Annotated in this window: 15 protein-coding genes; 6 read left to right on the top strand and 9 right to left on the bottom strand. The window is 31.3% G+C overall.

Features of this window, described 5'->3' with window-relative positions:
- Window positions 1-14 precede the first annotated feature (14 nt).
- Complete coding sequence (locus NZD85_RS09230; RefSeq protein ID WP_171623391.1) at window positions 15-443, bottom strand: SufE family protein; 429 nt, start codon at window positions 441-443, stop codon at window positions 15-17.
- 111 nt (window positions 444-554) lie between these two features.
- On the opposite strand from NZD85_RS09230, the gene NZD85_RS09225 reads away from it, so the two are divergent.
- From NZD85_RS09225 to NZD85_RS09210, 4 genes are all read left to right on the top strand, one after another.
- Window positions 555-1427, top strand: coding sequence for a diacylglycerol/lipid kinase family protein (locus NZD85_RS09225; protein WP_260541548.1), 873 nt, complete (start codon window positions 555-557; stop codon window positions 1425-1427).
- 167 nt (window positions 1428-1594) lie between these two features.
- Window positions 1595-2548, top strand: a complete 954-nt coding sequence (locus NZD85_RS09220) for a 2-hydroxyacid dehydrogenase (protein WP_260541547.1) — start codon at window positions 1595-1597, stop codon at window positions 2546-2548.
- Between the two features lie 333 nt (window positions 2549-2881).
- Window positions 2882-3595 (top strand): pirin family protein, encoded by a 714-nt coding sequence (locus NZD85_RS09215; RefSeq protein ID WP_260541546.1) that lies wholly within the window; start codon window positions 2882-2884, stop codon window positions 3593-3595.
- A gap of 153 nt (window positions 3596-3748) precedes the next feature.
- On the top strand, window positions 3749-4837 hold the full coding sequence (locus NZD85_RS09210; protein ID WP_260541545.1) for a DUF6694 family lipoprotein: 1089 nt from the start codon (window positions 3749-3751) through the stop codon (window positions 4835-4837).
- A gap of 71 nt (window positions 4838-4908) precedes the next feature.
- Here the strand turns inward: NZD85_RS09210 and NZD85_RS09205 are convergent, their stop codons facing one another.
- The 6 genes from NZD85_RS09205 to NZD85_RS09180 form a co-directional block, all read right to left on the bottom strand.
- The gene (locus tag NZD85_RS09205) at window positions 4909-5610 is read right to left on the bottom strand and encodes an OmpA family protein (RefSeq protein ID WP_225542067.1); all 702 of its coding nucleotides are present in this window, start codon (window positions 5608-5610) and stop codon (window positions 4909-4911) included.
- A 26-nt stretch (window positions 5611-5636) separates the two neighbouring features.
- Window positions 5637-6152, bottom strand: a complete 516-nt coding sequence (locus NZD85_RS09200; RefSeq protein WP_260541544.1) for a lipocalin family protein — start codon at window positions 6150-6152, stop codon at window positions 5637-5639.
- Window positions 6153-6281: 129 nt separating this feature from the next.
- Complete coding sequence (locus NZD85_RS09195; RefSeq protein WP_188319425.1) at window positions 6282-7175, bottom strand: class I SAM-dependent methyltransferase; 894 nt, start codon at window positions 7173-7175, stop codon at window positions 6282-6284.
- A gap of 1 nt (window position 7176) precedes the next feature.
- Window positions 7177-9048 carry a tRNA uridine-5-carboxymethylaminomethyl(34) synthesis enzyme MnmG gene (gene mnmG, locus NZD85_RS09190; protein ID WP_225539534.1) on the bottom strand — a complete coding sequence of 624 codons (1872 nt, stop codon included), beginning with the start codon at window positions 9046-9048 and terminating at the stop codon, window positions 7177-7179.
- A gap of 54 nt (window positions 9049-9102) precedes the next feature.
- Window positions 9103-9528 carry an rRNA maturation RNase YbeY gene (gene ybeY / locus NZD85_RS09185; RefSeq protein WP_171622932.1) on the bottom strand — a complete coding sequence of 142 codons (426 nt, stop codon included), beginning with the start codon at window positions 9526-9528 and terminating at the stop codon, window positions 9103-9105.
- Between the two features lie 4 nt (window positions 9529-9532).
- Window positions 9533-11737 (bottom strand): patatin-like phospholipase family protein, encoded by a 2205-nt coding sequence (locus NZD85_RS09180; protein WP_260541543.1) that lies wholly within the window; start codon window positions 11735-11737, stop codon window positions 9533-9535.
- Between the two features lie 148 nt (window positions 11738-11885).
- Here NZD85_RS09180 and NZD85_RS09175 point away from each other — a divergent pair, with 148 nt between their 5' ends.
- Window positions 11886-12926, top strand: a complete 1041-nt coding sequence (locus NZD85_RS09175; RefSeq protein ID WP_260541542.1) for an acyltransferase family protein — start codon at window positions 11886-11888, stop codon at window positions 12924-12926.
- A 34-nt stretch (window positions 12927-12960) separates the two neighbouring features.
- Here NZD85_RS09175 and NZD85_RS09170 read toward each other — a convergent pair whose 3' ends face one another.
- Together NZD85_RS09170 and NZD85_RS09165 are read right to left on the bottom strand one after the other, a co-directional pair.
- Entirely contained in the window at window positions 12961-15426 is a 2466-nt protein-coding gene (locus NZD85_RS09170; protein WP_260541541.1) for a bifunctional UDP-N-acetylmuramoyl-tripeptide:D-alanyl-D-alanine ligase/alanine racemase, read from the bottom strand.
- Window positions 15413-16009, bottom strand: coding sequence for a thymidine kinase (locus NZD85_RS09165; RefSeq protein ID WP_171622936.1), 597 nt, complete (start codon window positions 16007-16009; stop codon window positions 15413-15415). The genes NZD85_RS09170 and NZD85_RS09165 overlap by 14 nt, the downstream gene beginning before the upstream one ends.
- 147 nt (window positions 16010-16156) lie before the next feature.
- Here NZD85_RS09165 and wecB point away from each other — a divergent pair, with 147 nt between their 5' ends.
- Window positions 16157-17272, top strand: coding sequence for a non-hydrolyzing UDP-N-acetylglucosamine 2-epimerase (gene wecB / locus NZD85_RS09160; RefSeq protein ID WP_260541540.1), 1116 nt, complete (start codon window positions 16157-16159; stop codon window positions 17270-17272).
- The last annotated feature ends 3 nt before the right edge of the window (window positions 17273-17275 follow it).

Here is a 17275-nt window from a genome sequence, read left to right as displayed (position 1 = left end):
CTTTGATTATAGTTTTAACTATTATTTTGTTTCGATTGAAATGCAATTGCATAGAATTTAAATTGTTTAATCATCGCCAATAAACCGTTCGCACGAGTTGGAGATAAAAATTCTGATAAACCAATTTCGTTGATAAAATCTGTATCCGATTCTAAAATATCTTTTGGCGTTTGCTTGTTGTACATTCTCACCAATAAAGCAGCAATTCCTTTTGGTAAAATTGCATTAGAATCGGCTTTGAATTTGATGGTGTTTCCATCAAGTTCTGCATCTAACCAAACAGAAGACTGACAGCCTTTGATAATTTTATCATCTGTTTTTTCTTCTTCAGTTAATGTTTCTAAACTTTTTCCTAATTCGATTAAATATTCGTAACGTTGTTCCCAATCATCAAAAAATGAGAATTCGTCTACTATTTCGTTTTGAATTTCTTTAATTTTCATAAGACAAAGTTAGAAAGTTTTTGATAGTTTTTATCCAAAAAAACACCTTAAATCGCTTGATTCTTTTAGTTTTCTTATTTTTGTTGCTCAATAAAATTCAATTCCTAAAAAATGAGGTACACTTTCATTGTAAATCCAAATTCTGGAAATGCAAAACACGATATTTCAATCGATTTTCTACAAGCAAAATTTGATGCTTCTGACGAAATAGTTTTGAAAGAAACCGCTTATCAATTTCATGCAAAAGAATTGGTAAAAGAAGCAATAGCAGACCATTCGGATGTGATTGTTGCGTGTGGCGGAGATGGAACAATCAATGAAGTGGCCAGTGCTTTGGTAAATACAAATATTGCTTTGGGAATTATTCCTGCTGGTTCTGGAAATGGTTTAGCAACTAATTTGAATATTCCGAAAGATATCAACAAAGCGATTGAAATTATCAAAACAAATTCTGTGCATACAATAGATGTCGGTCGGGTAGAGGATAACTATTTTTTTAGTAATCTTGGTTTTGGAATTGATGCTGAAGTAATCAAGACGTATGAAGAGAATCAAAAGCGAACAATTACTGGTTACGTTGATGCTTCTGTTAAAACATTGTTGAATTACAAATCAAAATTATTTCGTCTTTATATAGATGATGTTATAATCGAGAAGAGTTTTTATTATCTTTTCTGTTCTAATTCAAACATTGCGGGATATGGCATCTCTTTTACACCAAAAGCAGATTTATCTGATGGAGAGTTGGATTTGTTAATGATTGAAGATTTAGATGTTTTCGAACAATTTTATTTTTCCGTTTTAGTTTTGGCTAAAAAAATTGATTTGTTAGAAAAAGCTCAATACCGTAAAGTAAAAAAATTCAAAATTGAAACCTTAGATGGTTTACCGATTACCTATCAACTTGATGGAGAAATACATCAAACTAATTCACCTCAAGTGAAAGTTAAAGTCTTACCAAATGCGTTAAGAATTATTCATTAAGTTTATAATTGATCGATAAATAATGATTTAATTAACAATTTAATCTCTTTATTATAAGTGATTTAAAAGCTTATTAACATGGTTATAAACGTTTTGTTTACAACCATTTTTTTTACTATTTCTGTTTAGATAAAGTCAATCGTTGTAACTTTGATAAAACTTTTGCAATGAATACGGCATATAAAATTTTAGCAATAGATTCTAATCATGAATGTTTGAATAAAGGACTTCGAGAAGCAGGATTTATAGTTGATGAAGATTATAGTTCACCCAAAGAAATTATTGAACAAAAAATTAATCTTTATGATGGATTAATTGTTAGAAGTAGATTTCCAATCGATAAAACTTTTTTGGGTAAAGCAACTAACTTAAAATTTATTGGTAGAGTAGGGGCAGGCTTGGAGAATATTGATGAAGATTTTGCAGCGCAAAAGAATATTATTTTATTTAATTCTCCAGAAGGAAATAGAGATTCTGTTGGAGAACATGCAATTGGTATGCTTTTGATGTTAATGCATCATCTGCGAAGAGCTGATAACGAAGTTCGTAAAGGAATTTGGAAACGCGAAGAAAATCGTGGAGACGAATTGAAAGGTAAAACGGTCGGAATTATTGGTTACGGAAATATGGGAAATGCTTTTGCGAGACGATTGCAGGGCTTTGAAGTTAATGTCATTTGTTATGATATTTTACCAAACAAAGGAAATGATTTTGCGAAACAAGTTTCATTAGCTGATTTTTTTGAACAAGTTGATGTCGTAAGTTTGCATACGCCGCAAACAGCAGAAACGATGAAAATGGTAAATGCTGAATTTATTTCGAAATTCAAGAAGCCATTTTATTTTGTGAATACAGCTCGTGGAAAATCTGTCGTTACAAAAGATTTAGTTGAAGCAATGAAAGATAGAAAAGTAATGGGGGTTGCGTTAGATGTTTTGGAATTTGAAAAATCAAGTTTCGAGAAATTAGTTGCTTCAGAATTACCAGAAGAATTTCAGTATTTAATTGAAGCAGATAATGCAGTTCTCGCACCACATATTGCAGGTTGGACACACCAAAGTAAAATAAAATTAGCAGAATTTATTCGAGATAAAATTATTCAATGGAAGAATAATTGTTAATCATATAGAATAAAAAAGGTTCCGAAAATTCGGAACCTTTTTTCATTTTGTAAGTTTTTTGTAAATCTTATACAAAATGATGGCTACTATAATTACAAGAACAATCTGGAATAGAATCCAAAGCACCACATTAAATGTCGACTCGCTTGAAATTGATAGCATAAATATTCCTCATGTGTTAACTGAATGCTAAAATATAAAATATTTTTAACATTTAATTAATAGATGAAAAAAAATATCTTTTTTCTTCATCTTGGTTTAGTGATTGATAACTTATCACATATCAATTTTTAAGTTTATAAATCAGCATAAATTTGTAAAAAATTAAGAACTATGAATTACCAAATATTTAAATCAGAGTCTAGAGGAGGAGCTAATCATGGTTGGTTAAATACTCGTCATTCATATAGTTTTGCAAGTTATTATGATCCATCTCGTATTCATTTTGGTGCTTTACGGGTTGTAAATGATGATATCATAACAGGTGGAATGGGATTCGGTAAACATCCGCATGATAACATGGAAATTATTACGATTCCAACAAAAGGTGGTATTTCGCATCAAGATTCTATGGGAACAGGTTCTATTATTGAGTCTGGAGATGTTCAAGTGATGAGTGCTGGAACTGGTGTTTTTCATAGTGAAATGAATGCCTATGAAAACCAAGAAGGACATTTTTTTCAGATTTGGATAATTCCAAATAAAATGAATGTAGAACCACGTTATCAGCAAATATCTATTCGTGAAGTTGCAAAAGAAAACGAATTGTACCAAGTTCTTTCACCGAATGCAGATGATCAAGGTGTTTGGATTCATCAAGATGCTTGGATTTTTTTAGGAAATTACTCAGAAGATGTAACAGAAACATATAAAGTACAAAAGGAAGGAAACGGAGTTTTCTTTATGGTAGTAGAAGGTGAAGTGGAGTTTGATGGAAATACATTAGCAAGAAGAGATGTTGTTGAGATACAAGATGTAAATGAGTTTACGTTTAATGTATCGAAAGGATCACGATTAATGTTCATTGAAGTTCCAATGAAGATTTAAAATTTTTTTCATGTTTTAGTTGTTTTATATTAAAAGCAGATTTCGTTTTGGGAGTCTGCTTTTTTTTTTGAACAAAAAAAACTATTCAATACAAGTATTTAGTATATTTACTGCTGATAAAACTTTAACTTAAAACGTATTAATCCATACTATATGAAACGTTTATTCATCATTATCTCTTTCGCTTTAATGATTATCAGCTGTAAGAATGATAACATCGAAATAGATTCTTCTTCAGCGCAAACTTTTAGCGAGACAGTAGACAAAATCTCGAAAGCATTGCCTGTTATGCAACAAGATAAGTTTAAAGAAGCCTTACAAATTATTTTTGAGTATAACACAAGTCCAACCATGGATAATGAAGCTCGTTGGGGAATTGTTCGTACGTTGTTAGATGGAAAAACAGTTGATGAAGTTTTTGATATTGCAGAGAAAGTAGCTTTACAGAATAAGTTTACTTGGAATAGAAATCAAGTTCCTTTGGTGAATGGAATTCCAAAGCCAGAAGCGGTAGAAGTTATAGAAACGCCAACAGAACCAACTTCAAATGTTCAGCGTTTTGATTTTAGTGTAAAACAAGATGATAAGGGTATTTCTATATCGCCGTTTTTTTATAATGCGCAAGGAGAAGAAATTCAATTGGATCAAGCTGTAACAGCAACTGTAGAAGTTTTTAATTCTGGTAATATTGTGTATACTTTCCGTTCTACGATTGATCCAAATTCATTGGATGATTTATACAGAAAGAATGCAATTACGATTAAATATGCCTCTTTGGATGCTTCAAAGATAAAGAATGATCGTTTAGATATTTTAGTTCGTATTCCTAATTCTGAACGTTATTTAACCAATCGTAAGGCGGTAAAAGTGCCAATTAATTTGATTGGTGCTGTTGTTGTAGATTCTATTTCTTTAGAAGATGTGCCTATTGATGTAAGTAAAGAAGCAGGAATGGTGAAGTCTTTGTCGAATCGTTTTATGACAAATTTATCGAAGAAAAATTATTCTGGCGCTTTTGCTTTAACAAGAAATGGAGAATGGAATACCTATCAAAAATTTTCTTCTGATGAAGGCATTAAAAATTTAGAGCAAGCAACAATAAAAGATGCAAAAGTTTTAGATGCTGATGAAAAAGTAGCTTTAGTAGAAGTGCAAGCGAACTTAAAAGATCAATCTTCTAAAACGTATCAAGTAACGTTAGAAAAGATCAATAACAAATGGTTTGTGGTTAATTTTAAATAAGTTTAAACCTTTATAAACATAAAAAAAGCGTTCAATAGCTGAACGCTTTTCTTGTTTTATAATATAAATGATTATTGACCATTTGCTTCTTTAGCAGCGTCAGCTTTCATTTTTTCATTTGCAGTAATCGCAATCTCAACACGACGGTTTTGAGCACGTCCTTCTGCAGTTGAATTGTCTGCGATTGGTTCTTCTAAACCTTTACCTTTTGATGTTAAACGAGAAGAAGATATTCCTTTTGCAACTAAATAATCTTTTACAGATTGTGCACGTTTCTGTGATAATGGTAAGTTATATCCTTGCGAACCTACGTTATCTGTATGTCCAACGATTAATAAATCTGTATCAGGATATTCGTTGAAAACTTCTACTAATTTATCTAAATTCGATTTAGCAACAGCAGTTAAAGAAGCTTTATTATATTCGAAAGTAACTCTAGAATTTTCATCTAAAATAAGGTTAATTCCTTCTTCTGTTCTTACAACTTCAGCGCCAGGTAAAACTTCTTCGATTTTTTGAGCTTGTTTATCCATTTTGTTACCAATAACACCCCCAGCGGCTCCACCAACTGCAGCACCTATTACAGCACCTAAAGCAGTGTTACCACCTTTACCAATATTATTTCCTAAGATACCACCAATAACAGCTCCACCAACAGCACCAATACCAGCACCTTTTTGAGTGTTATTTGCGTTTTGTACTGCTGTACAAGAAGACATGATAAATGAACCTCCTAATACGATTGCAGTTATTTTTGTATTTATTTTTTTCATAATTTCTAAATTTTTTAAATTGTTGATTAACGTTGGAAGTTATAAATTACTTGTGCAATTTTACCATTTGCATTAATATCTTGTACTAATCTCATCGAATTTGCATCAACATAATCTACACGCATTTTGTATCCAGCTGTATTTTGTTTGGCTTTGATTCCTGTTACATCTTTGAAAATAAAATAAGTTATAGAACCATCTTGTTGCAAATTCCAAATAATGTTAGCTGTTCCTGTAGGACAATCTTCATCAGCAGTATTAAATGTATAGGTTCCTTTTTTATTGTTTTGAACCAAGTTCCAAGTAGAACCTTCGTAACATTCTGGATTTGCAGTATCAAAAACTCTTGAAACGGCATCCGTAACTTTTACATTACCCTGAACTTCATTCGTTGTTAGACCTTCGTAGTCAACATTTGTTAATGTCCATGTTCCTCTCACTTCTTTACCTGTTTCAATCTCTTGTTTTGCGACTGTTGTAGATGCACAAGATGTTAAGAAAGCAGAAGCGCATATCCCAAATAATAAAATACTTTTTTTCATAGCTATTTATTTTATTTATGTATTTATAGTCCAAAAAAGGGCTTTTATATATTAGATTTATTCAATTTTTTTAATAAAAAGGTCATAATGCTCAATTGGCTTATAAAAGATAGCTTAAAAGGGCTTATTTTAATTTTCGGCTTTAATTACATAGATTAAAGAAGAATATTCTCCCGTTTTCTTTGCTTTTGCATTTGATTTTAAACCGACTCTAATAGCGTTTAAAAAACCTAATTTATTTCCTTTATATTTTTCAGAAAGTAGACTCACATAAAACGAATCTAATTTCATCGGATGAGTAGATTCAATTTTCATACCAAAGTTGTTAAAAAGTTTATGCATGCTTGTTGCTGAGAAATGCCACAGGTGTCTAGGTACATCATAAGCTGCCCAATATTTTCCGTAATAAGCTGCATCGTAAGATTGGTGATTTGGTACGGCAATTATTAATCGGCCATTTTCGTTTAGATGTTTTTTTAACAAATGGATGATTTCATTCAGATTTGGTATATGTTCTAAAACATGCCACAACGTTATGATATCATATTTTTGATTATTTTGTTCTAATTCTGTAGAAGTAACGTTTTCAATTCCTATTTTAGATTGTGTAATTCTACGCGCAGAATCGTTTGGCTCCATTCCTAAAACATCGTAACCATTTTTTTGTAAATGTTCTAAAAAGTCACCAACTCCGCAGCCGTAATCCAATATCTTTTTACCTGTTGATATATTCCGAATCAATTCTAATTTGTTGTTTAGATTGATTGATTTTGCTATTTGGTAAAAACGTTCGAAAACAGATTTTTTTCCATCGGTATGGGAAATATAATTTTTACTTTCGTAATATTTACCCAAATTTTCGATAGGCTGGGGGAGAGTATATAAAACGCCTGTTTTAGAATCTTCAAACAATTCGAAGTTTTCTCCAGTTAAAAAATAATCTTTTAAATCTAATTTCTTAATACCAGAAAATCCTTCTTTTGAAGGATTTTCTTGAGATGTTTCACGTGGAACATTTTCCATATTATCTTCCCATGTAAATTAATAATACACTAATATCTGCTGGTGATACACCACTAATTCTTGAAGCTTGAGCGACGGTAGCTGGTTTTATTTTTGCCAATTTTTGGCGTGCTTCGATAGACATTGATCCAAAAATACTGTAATCCGTATCAGCTGGAATTTTAAGATTTTCTAATCGATGCAACTTGTCAGCATTCTGTTGTTCTTTTTTGATGTATCCTTTATATTTTATTTGAATTTCTGTTTGTTCTAATTCTTCGTCATCATATTCATTAGAATCAATATATTCTTTCACACGGTTTAATTTTGTGAAATCAGAAAGCTTTAATTCCGGACGAGAAATAACAGAAATCATTTTATTTGGTTGCTTCAATGGAGTCCCATTTCGTTCTTCTATTACCTCATTTATTTCTTGAGGTTTGATCGAATTTTCTTCGAAATAGTGAACAAGTTTTTCAGCTTTATCAAACTTTTCTTCCATTCTTTTCAAACGATCTTCAGAAGCTAAACCAATGTCAAAAGCCTTTCTTGTCAAACGTTCATCTGCATTATCTTGTCTCAATAAGATTCGATATTCAGCTCGGGAAGTGAACATACGATAAGGCTCTTCTGTTCCTTTAGTAATCAAATCATCGATTAAAACACCAATATATGCTTCGTTACGGTTTAAGATAAACGGATCTTTTTCTTGAATTTTCAACACAGCATTTATTCCCGCCATTAATCCTTGAGAAGCTGCCTCTTCATAACCAGTTGTTCCGTTTATTTGACCTGCACAATACAAGTTATCGATTAACTTTGTTTCTAACGTGTGTTTTAGTTGTGTTGGTGGAAAATAATCATATTCGATGGCATAGCCTGGGCGTAAAATTTTTGCATATTCAAAACCAGGTACAGATCGTAAAGCTCTTGCTTGAATATCATCAGGTAACGATGTCGAAAATCCATTTATATAGAATTCCATTGTATGCCAACCTTCAGGTTCTGCAAATATTTGGTGACGATCTTTGTCTGCAAAACGGTTAATTTTATCTTCTATCGATGGACAGTATCTTGGTCCAGTTGATTTGATTGTACCGTTAAACATTGGAGAACGATCGAATCCTTCGCGTAATAAATCGTGTACTTCTTGATTGGTATAGGTAATCCAACAAGAGCGTTGTTTGGTTAATTTTGGCGTATTGGTATACGAAAATTTAGACGGGTTTTCATCTCCTGGTTGCTCAATCATTTTCGAATAATCAATTGATCGACCATCAACACGTGGAGGTGTTCCTGTTTTCATTCGGCCAGCTTCGAAACCTAAATCAACGAGTTGTTCTGTTATACCGAATGCAGCAGATTCTCCCATACGTCCACCTCCAAATTGTTTTTCTCCGATGTGGATCAAACCATTTAGGAAAGTTCCATTTGTTAAGATAACAGTTTTAGAACGAATTTTCATTCCCATCGCTGTAATCACTCCACAAACTTTACCATTCTCTACGATTAAGTTTTTAACCATATCCTGAAAGAAATCAACATTCTCTGTTCTTTCTAAAGATAAGCGCCATTCTTCGGCAAAACGCATGCGGTCAGATTGAGCTCGTGGTGACCACATCGCAGGACCTTTTGATTGATTCAACATTTTGAATTGAATCATCGTTTTATCTGTAATAATACCTGAGTATCCACCCAAAGCATCTATCTCGCGAACGATTTGTCCTTTTGCAATTCCACCCATAGCAGGATTACAAGACATTTGTGCGATTGTTTGTAAGTTCATTGTAACAAGGAGTGTTTTAGCTCCTAAATTGGCAGCTGCAGCTGTTGCTTCAGCACCAGCATGACCACCACCTACTACAATTACATCATATTCTGATTGAAATATCATTTGATTTGTAAACTTATTTTTCTTGTTAAAATAATAAATGTTCCACGTGGAACATTATGAATTTAGATAGTGACTAAACGTTTCTAAATAGTAATTTTCTTTTGTAGTCATCAATTCTTTTTCTTCTGGTTCTTTATCCATATAACCAGCGAAATGTAATATTCCATGAATCACAACACGAGCCAATTCATTCTCAAAAGAGACATTATTCTGCTCTGCATTATCTTTTATTCTTTCGATACTAATAAAAATATCACCCATCAATTCGTCTTCAATAGAATTATCGAAACCGATAACATCTGTATAATAATCGTGATCTAAATATTGTCGATTAATTTGAAGTAAGTATTCATCATCACAGAAAATATAGTTTAAATCTTCTATTGTTTTTCCTTCATTTCGCATACTCTCTACGATCCAATCTATCCAAGTTTGAGCATCTTTTAACTCAAAATCTGTTTCGTAAAATAATTCTATCATTGTTCTAAAACCAGTAACCTAAACTTAAATTAAATAATCCTTTTTTGGTATAAGGCGAATAACTCCAAATGAAATTTAAAGGTCCTAATGGACTATCGTAGCCATAGGTAACGCCATATCCAAGATATTTGTAATCGGTTAAACTTAATTGCTCAAATCTGTCGGTGATATTTGCGATATTCATAAACAGACTTGTGTAATGATTTTTCAAAATTCGAGCTTGCAAATGAGACCCAAATAACAATTGATTGTCGCCAATCGCAGAGCCAAAAGGAAGCCCATAAAACTTTGTGTAATTGAAAAAATCTTGTTCAACATAACCTCCAATATAAAATTTCTGAGGTATCGTTACATTATCGTTGAAAAAGGTTCCAAAGTTAGCAGTAAATCTGTAACTTAGGAAATTATTTAACGGAAAATTTGCCTCTAAACTTGATTCTAATAAATAGTTATTTTCGAATCCATTAACATTAGAATCAAATAAATACTTGAAACTTCCATCAAATTTTAAACCACTTCGTGCAAAATTAGCATTGTTTCGGTTATCTGCTTTGATGTAGCCATATGCTTTCCAATAATAACCTTCTGATTTTGCTGGAAAATCTTCGTTTTTCGTAATATAGTTGTTTGTAAAAACCTTCGTATATTGATGCTCTAAGCCAACACCAATCGCATATTTTTCTTTGATTGTAGATTGAATGTAGATTTGATTGATGTATTCTCTAAAATTGTAATTGACTTTTTTATAAATATTATCTTGACCAAAGAAGTTTCTGAGGTCAATTTCTTTATCAAAATAATGTGAAAAAGAGTTGAAACCAATACTTGGTAAATATCCATTGTCAATGAAAAAATTGATGTTATATCGAGCATAATCCCCAACGACAACATCAGCTGAAAGTACCGAGTTTTTGACAAATAAATTTTTAGACGTAAAGTTCAAAAGTAACCCTGTTTTGAATAAATCATCGTAATGTAATCCGAAACGAATTGATTGTTTGGTCTTATTTTCTTGAACTTTTAAGGTTAATAAATTTTCATCATCTTCGATTTCTGAAATTTTATACGTAATATTATTAAAGTTTCCTGAAGCATATAACTTCGAAATTCCAAATTTTAAATCATCGTATTTTATTATTTCGGGAGTTCGAATCCCTAATTTACCTTCGATGTAATTCTTGTTAAAATTTTTCAAACCTTCAACCTCGATATTTTTTACCAAAACATAATCATCCAATTTTATTTCATTTCTTTGAGTTTTGGATGCATGTTGTTTTTGAGCAATTTCTTTCAATTGATCAAACACTTTTTCTGAAGCGATAAGACCTCTGTTGTAGATGGAATCTACTTCATCAAAACTCGTCACAGAATATTCTTTCAATTCAGGTTTAATTAAAAGATCAACTAATTTCTTTTGTTCATCTGTTTTTTTAACGATGCTCATCGTCATAATTTGACTCAAAATATCAATCGCTGAATTGAGGTCTTCACCCTTTTGCAAACCATCTCCAAGCTCGACTCCGATAATGATATCGGCACCCATTTCTTTTACTTCTTTGACAGGGAAATTATTGACAACGCCGCCATCAACATAAATTTTTCCGTCAATTGTAACAGGGTCCAACATGGTAGGATAAGCGCCAGAAGCTAAAATTACGCGAGGTAAAAATCCTGAACGAAACACTTTTTCTTCACCAGTTTCGAGATTTGTTCCAATGCAAACAAATGGTGTAGGAAGTTGATTGAAATCGTCGATATTGTGAACTGGGCGTAGTAGATATGTTAATAAATCTAATGGTCCTTGCCCTTTAGAAAAAGCATTTGGAATGGTTAGTTTGAACTTATCAAAAGGTAATTCTAAGATATACTTTTCTTTGTATGCTTTTTCAAAAAAAGGAATTTCTGCACGGTCTTTATTTTGTGTAATCAAAGAAGAAATATCCAGTTGATACATGATTTTTTGAAGTTCATCGGGAGTATAACCAGCCGCATATAAGCCGCCGATAATCGCTCCCATACTTGTTCCTCCAACATAGTCAATCTTAATTCCAGCTTCTTCTATTTTCTTTAAAGCGCCAACATGTGCATAACCTTTTGCGCCACCACCACTCAATACAACGCCAACTTTTAATCGTGTGGAATCGTTCTTCGTTTCTTGGGCAAAAGAAATGGTTGAAAAGAGTATTACGAAGGCGAAAAATATACGCATAAATCTATTTGAATTGTGGAATAAATATAATGAAATAAAGCCTTATGATTATATTATTTAAGAACAATAAGAATACTATTTTTAAATTTCACTTCTAATAAAATAAAAATTGATTTTAATTGTTCTTAAAATTAGATAATATAGCTTGATGAGATACTTTCACACTTTTGACGCTTTACGCTTTTTAGCTTTTTTTATTGTTTTTTTACACCATTTACCTGTTGTTAATATTGATTTTATTAATTTTTTTATGCACAGTGGAGGAATTGGTGTTCAAATATTTTTTGTATTAAGTGGTTTTTTGATTTCTTACATTTTACTGGAAGAGAAAAAAAAATCAAAACAATTAAATCTTAAAAATTTCTTCATGCGTAGAATTTTGAGAATTTGGTCACTTTATTATGCAATGCTTTTATTTGCATTTCTAACACCTTATATTTTGCAACTATTCTCATTAAAATCTAGTGATGAAGGTTATCATCCAAATTGGTTTTTTCCGTTACTTTTTTTAGAGAATTATCAAATGATTATTAATAATAGCTTTGCAAATGTTTCCCCGTTACGTGTTATGTGGTCGTTATGTATAGAAGAACATTTTTATATACTTTGGGGTATTGTATTCTATTTTATTTCGAATAAAAGGTTTCCTGTTTTTTTAGTTATTTCTATAATTTTATCACTTATGTTCAGAGTTATCTATGATAAAAATAACATTTATGATTTAGATATCAATACAAATGTTTTATATTTTTCTTTTGGAGGAATTGTAGCTTATTTGTTGAGTTACAATGAAGATTCTTTAAATAAATTAAGTAGAGTTCCTCATGAGTTAAAAGTATTATTGTCAGGAATAATTATTTTATTATACTTTTTGATTCCAACCTTTAAAGTAGATCCCGTAATTATTGAACCATTGATTATAGGAATATTTACTTCTATATTAATTGCATTTACTTTATGTAATCGTAATGCAATAATAATTAGTGATTCTAATATATTCAGTATACTAGGAAAATATACTTATGGGATGTATTTATTTCACACTATTTGGATAAATTTTGTAATGAAATTTTTTTCAGACTTTAGTGTAGTTTTTATTTTATCATTTTCAGCAACGATTTTTAGCAGTATGATTTCTTATCATTTATTTGAAGGTAAATTCTTAAAATTGAAAAAGTATTTTAAATAAAAAAGAGCCACTTTTCAGTAACTCTTTCTATGTATTATTCTTTATAATATACTCGTTTTATCCGTTGCGAAACAGAAGTCAAAACCTCGTAAGGAATTGTTCCCAACCACTCGGTTACTTGTGCAATCGTTGGAAGATCTCCAAAAATAGTTACTTCGTCACCTTCTTTACATGGAATATCCGTTACATCAACCATCATCATATCCATGCAAACAGATCCTGTTATGGTAGCTAATTTTCCATGAATACCAACTTTTCCCTTTCCATAACCAAGCGAACGACGAATGCCGTCGGCATAACCTACAGGTAAAGTTGCAATTTTGGTATTTCGTTCTGCGGTAAATCGACGACCGTAACTTACAGTTTCACCTTTTTCAATTTCAGAAATTTGAGAAATAACCGTTTTAAAACGTACAACAGGTTTCAGGTATTTCTCCATAAAATCGGTATATTCCGAATAACCGTACATACCAATTCCTAAACGAACCATGTCGTATTGATGTTCGCCATAGGCAACAATTCCTGGAGAATTTAACGCATGTTTAATTGGTTTTATGTTTAAGGCTGTTGAAATAGCAGCATAACTGTTATCAAAACGATTCAATTGATATTTGACATAATCTTCTTCTTCTGGCATATCTGCTGTTGCCAAATGCGTGAAAATTGATCGAACAACAACCTGTGAATGATCTTTTAAAATTGCAATTAATTCTTCGAAATCATTTTCATGAAACCCAAGACGATTCATTCCCGTTTCCATTTTCAGATGAATTGGAAAAGATGAAGAAATCTGTTTTTCTTGTAATTTTTGAATAAATAATTTTAACACACGTAAACTATAAATTTCAGGTTCTAATTGATAATCGATTACAGTAGAATAACTACTTTGCTCTGGATTCATCACAATAATTGGTACCGTAATTCCAGCTTCGCGTAATTCTTTTCCTTCGTCAGCAATTGCGACACCAAGAAAATCAACTCCATTATTTTGTAACGTATTTGCCACTTCAAAACTACCCGTTCCGTAACTATTCGCTTTTACCATACACATCAATTTAGTGGTTGGTTTTAGCAACGAACGATATACATTTATATTTTCGATAAGATGTTGCAAATTAATTTCGAGAACAGAATCGTTGGAACGCGTTTCCAATTCGTTCGAAATTTTTTCTAATTTGAATGGACGAGCACCTTTTAATAAAATTGCTTCGTTATCGACATGTTGATGTTTGAATTGTTCCAAGAATTCTTCAGTCGAATTAAATGAACGAACATACGATTGAAACAAATTTTTGAACTGCGAAATTTTTTCACCAATCAAAACGATTTCATCAAAATGATAAGGATTCACTAAATCGGCAGCTTGTTGATATAAATCTTCGTCAGATAAATTACTTTGTAAAATATCCGTCAAAACCAGCGATTTTTTATCACGAGGTTGTTGATTAAGAACATTTAGCCCAATTTTTAATGAATTTAGATCAGAATTGAAGGTATCATTAATTAAGATAGAATGATTAATCGCTTCTTTTATTTCCAAACGCATTTCGATTGGTAATAATTGATTAAATTCTTCTTTAAATTGATTGTAATCAATGTTTAAACTGATTAATGTTGTTAAACAAATTAAACTGTTTTTAATCGAAGCATCATCAATAAAAGGAATAGAATAAGTGAATTCTTCTTGATTATGTAAAATAGAAATTTGCGTATTAGTCTGATTACTTATGATTTGCTTGATTTGCACAGTGGCAGAATCTGAATAACCATAAGAATATTTATCTATATTGCTTAAATATATGTTTTCAAGAATAGCTTGACGAACTTTTTCATTATCGATATTGAAAACTAATTTTTCTACATTCGAAAATAATTTCAGTTTTTCTTGAATCAATTCTTCTTGATTTTTGAAATTCTCTAAATGCGCTTCTCCAATTTTTGTCAATACACCAATTGTGGGCTGAATAATTTCTTCGAGATTTTGCATTTCGTTTGGCATCGAAATTCCTGCCTCAAAAATTCCCAAATCATTTTTTTCTTCCATTTGCAAAACAGAAAGCGCTGCTCCGAATTGAGAATTATAACTTTTTGGACTTCGAACAATTGAGAATTTTTTCCATAACAATTGATTCAACCATTCTTTCACAATTGTTTTTCCATTAGAACCTGTAATTCCGATGACAGGAAACTGATATTGTTGACGATGAATTTTTGCCCAATTTTGTAAAGCAAATAGAGGATTTTCAACCTCTATAAAATTTGCTTGAGGTAAATGAGTCAATGCTTTTTCGACCACAAAATTTCGAATTCCTTTTTGATAGGCATCTTGAATATATAAATGACCATCTTTTTGATTGACATGAAGTGCAAAGAAAATTCCGTGAGTTGGATTGACAATCATACGCGAATCAAAGAATATTTGATCGATGATGGCATCTCCATTTCCAATCAAAGTACCATTGGTGATGCTCGAAATTTGATTTAGATTATACGTTTTCAACTTTTTGTTTGTTATGTTCTTCCCAAAAAGCAGCTCGGCTTAATGGTTCGTATTCTGAAGTTTCGCCTAATTCGACAAGACGATCACTGTCTATTTTTCTGTGTGAGTAATTGGCTAAATTTCCTGTACGCACGCAAATCGCATGTACTTTGGTCACATATTCGGCAGTTGCCATTAGATTAGGCATAGGACCAAATGGTCGACCTTTAAAATCCATATCCAAACCAGCTACTATCACACGTTTTCCTTCGTTCGCTAATTGATTGGCAACATCTACGATTCCTTCATCAAAGAATTGCGCTTCGTCAATTCCTACCACATCACAATCATCAGCCAATAATAAAATTGCCGAAGAATATTCGACAGGCGTTGATGTAATCGAGTTTTGATTGTGTGAAACCACTTCGCGTTCTGCATAACGTGTATCGACTGTTGGTTTGAAAATTTCGACACGTTGTTTAGCAAATTCGGCACGTTTTAGACGGCGTATAAGTTCTTCGGTTTTACCAGAAAACATTGAGCCACAGATGACTTCTATCCATCCACTTTTTTTGTTATGATTAAAGGTATTTTCGAGGAACATAGTTCAAATAATTTAGTTTAAAATGTGAGAACAAATTTACGGAATAAATTAGATGAGTTGGTTAAAAAATAAATGAAGATTAATTTAAAAGAAAATTAGTAATTTAGCGTTTTGTATTAGAAATTTACCTAAATTATTATATTAAGTATGAAAAAAATTTTATTTGTTTTTGGAACACGACCAGAAGCAATAAAAGTAGCTCCATTAATAAAGTCTTTTAAAGAAGAAGATTTTTTTGATGTAAAAATTTGTAATACTGGACAACATAAAGAAATGTTGGATCAAGTATTAGATTTTTTTGAATTGGAATGTGATTATAGATTAAATATAATGACTGAAAATCAAACTTTATATAGTATAACAGAACGAATAATTCATAATTTAAAAGAAGTATTAGAAGTTTATAATCCTGATTATGTATTTGTACATGGAGATACATCTACTACAATGGCTGCTAGTTTAGCCTCTTTTTATCATGGCTCTAAAATTTGCCATATAGAGGCAGGTTTGAGAACTTCAGACTTAAGAAATCCTTTTCCTGAGGAAGCAAATCGAAGAATTACATCTGTATTGAGTGATTATCATTTTTCTCCGACTGAATCATCTAAAAGAAATTTACTTAAAGAAAACATTGATGATAGTAAAATTTTTGTTACTGGAAATACTGTTATTGATGCTTTGTTATATGGAATAGAAAAAGTAAAATCTGATAGCTCTATTGTTGCAGATTTAAAATTAAGATTATTATCTAATAAGGAAATTGTTTTGATAACTTGTCATCGTAGAGAAAACCATGGTAATGGAATTTTAAATGTATGTAAAGCTGTAAAAGAACTTGCACTATCGAACGAAAATTATCAATTTGTTTTTCCTGTCCATTTAAATCCTAAAATCTTAAAAATTGTTCATGAAGAATTGATTAGTATTGAAAATATAGTTTTAATAGAACCATTAAACTATCCTAATTTTATTTGGCTAATGAACGAATCAAAGATTATTGTTACCGATAGTGGCGGAGTGCAAGAAGAGGCTCCAAGTTTAGGAAAACCTGTAATTGTTGTTCGTGATGAAACAGAAAGACCAGAAGCTGTAGAAGCTGGTACAGTAAAACTAGTAGGATCAAATGTAGATTTAATTGTTAAAAATGTACAAGCTTTAATAGATGATAAGAATTTATATGAAAAAATGAGTAATGCACATAATCCATATGGAGATGGTAAGGCTGTTGAAAGAATAATAGAGGTTATTAAAAATTATAATTAAAAC

The sequence above is a fragment of the Empedobacter stercoris genome, assembly GCF_025244765.1.
Lineage (GTDB): Bacteria > Bacteroidota > Bacteroidia > Flavobacteriales > Weeksellaceae > Empedobacter > Empedobacter stercoris.
The sequence above is the reverse complement of the archived record's forward strand: the minus strand, read 5'-3'. Positions and strand labels throughout refer to the sequence as shown.

What these genes read in the sequence shown, in the direction of transcription:
- NZD85_RS09230 (WP_171623391.1), bottom strand. Translation starts at nt 443, where the DNA reads ATGAAAATTAAAGAAATTCAAAACGAAATAGTAGACGAATTCTCATTT.
- NZD85_RS09225 (WP_260541548.1), top strand. Translation starts at nt 555, where the DNA reads ATGAGGTACACTTTCATTGTAAATCCAAATTCTGGAAATGCAAAACAC.
- NZD85_RS09220 (WP_260541547.1), top strand. Translation starts at nt 1,595, where the DNA reads ATGAATACGGCATATAAAATTTTAGCAATAGATTCTAATCATGAATGT.
- NZD85_RS09215 (WP_260541546.1), top strand. Translation starts at nt 2,882, where the DNA reads ATGAATTACCAAATATTTAAATCAGAGTCTAGAGGAGGAGCTAATCAT.
- NZD85_RS09210 (WP_260541545.1), top strand. Translation starts at nt 3,749, where the DNA reads ATGAAACGTTTATTCATCATTATCTCTTTCGCTTTAATGATTATCAGC.
- NZD85_RS09205 (WP_225542067.1), bottom strand. Translation starts at nt 5,610, where the DNA reads ATGAAAAAAATAAATACAAAAATAACTGCAATCGTATTAGGAGGTTCA.
- NZD85_RS09200 (WP_260541544.1), bottom strand. Translation starts at nt 6,152, where the DNA reads ATGAAAAAAAGTATTTTATTATTTGGGATATGCGCTTCTGCTTTCTTA.
- NZD85_RS09195 (WP_188319425.1), bottom strand. Translation starts at nt 7,175, where the DNA reads ATGGAAAATGTTCCACGTGAAACATCTCAAGAAAATCCTTCAAAAGAA.
- mnmG (WP_225539534.1), bottom strand. Translation starts at nt 9,048, where the DNA reads ATGATATTTCAATCAGAATATGATGTAATTGTAGTAGGTGGTGGTCAT.
- ybeY (WP_171622932.1), bottom strand. Translation starts at nt 9,528, where the DNA reads ATGATAGAATTATTTTACGAAACAGATTTTGAGTTAAAAGATGCTCAA.
- NZD85_RS09180 (WP_260541543.1), bottom strand. Translation starts at nt 11,737, where the DNA reads ATGCGTATATTTTTCGCCTTCGTAATACTCTTTTCAACCATTTCTTTT.
- NZD85_RS09175 (WP_260541542.1), top strand. Translation starts at nt 11,886, where the DNA reads ATGAGATACTTTCACACTTTTGACGCTTTACGCTTTTTAGCTTTTTTT.
- NZD85_RS09165 (WP_171622936.1), bottom strand. Translation starts at nt 16,009, where the DNA reads ATGTTCCTCGAAAATACCTTTAATCATAACAAAAAAAGTGGATGGATA.
- wecB (WP_260541540.1), top strand. Translation starts at nt 16,157, where the DNA reads ATGAAAAAAATTTTATTTGTTTTTGGAACACGACCAGAAGCAATAAAA.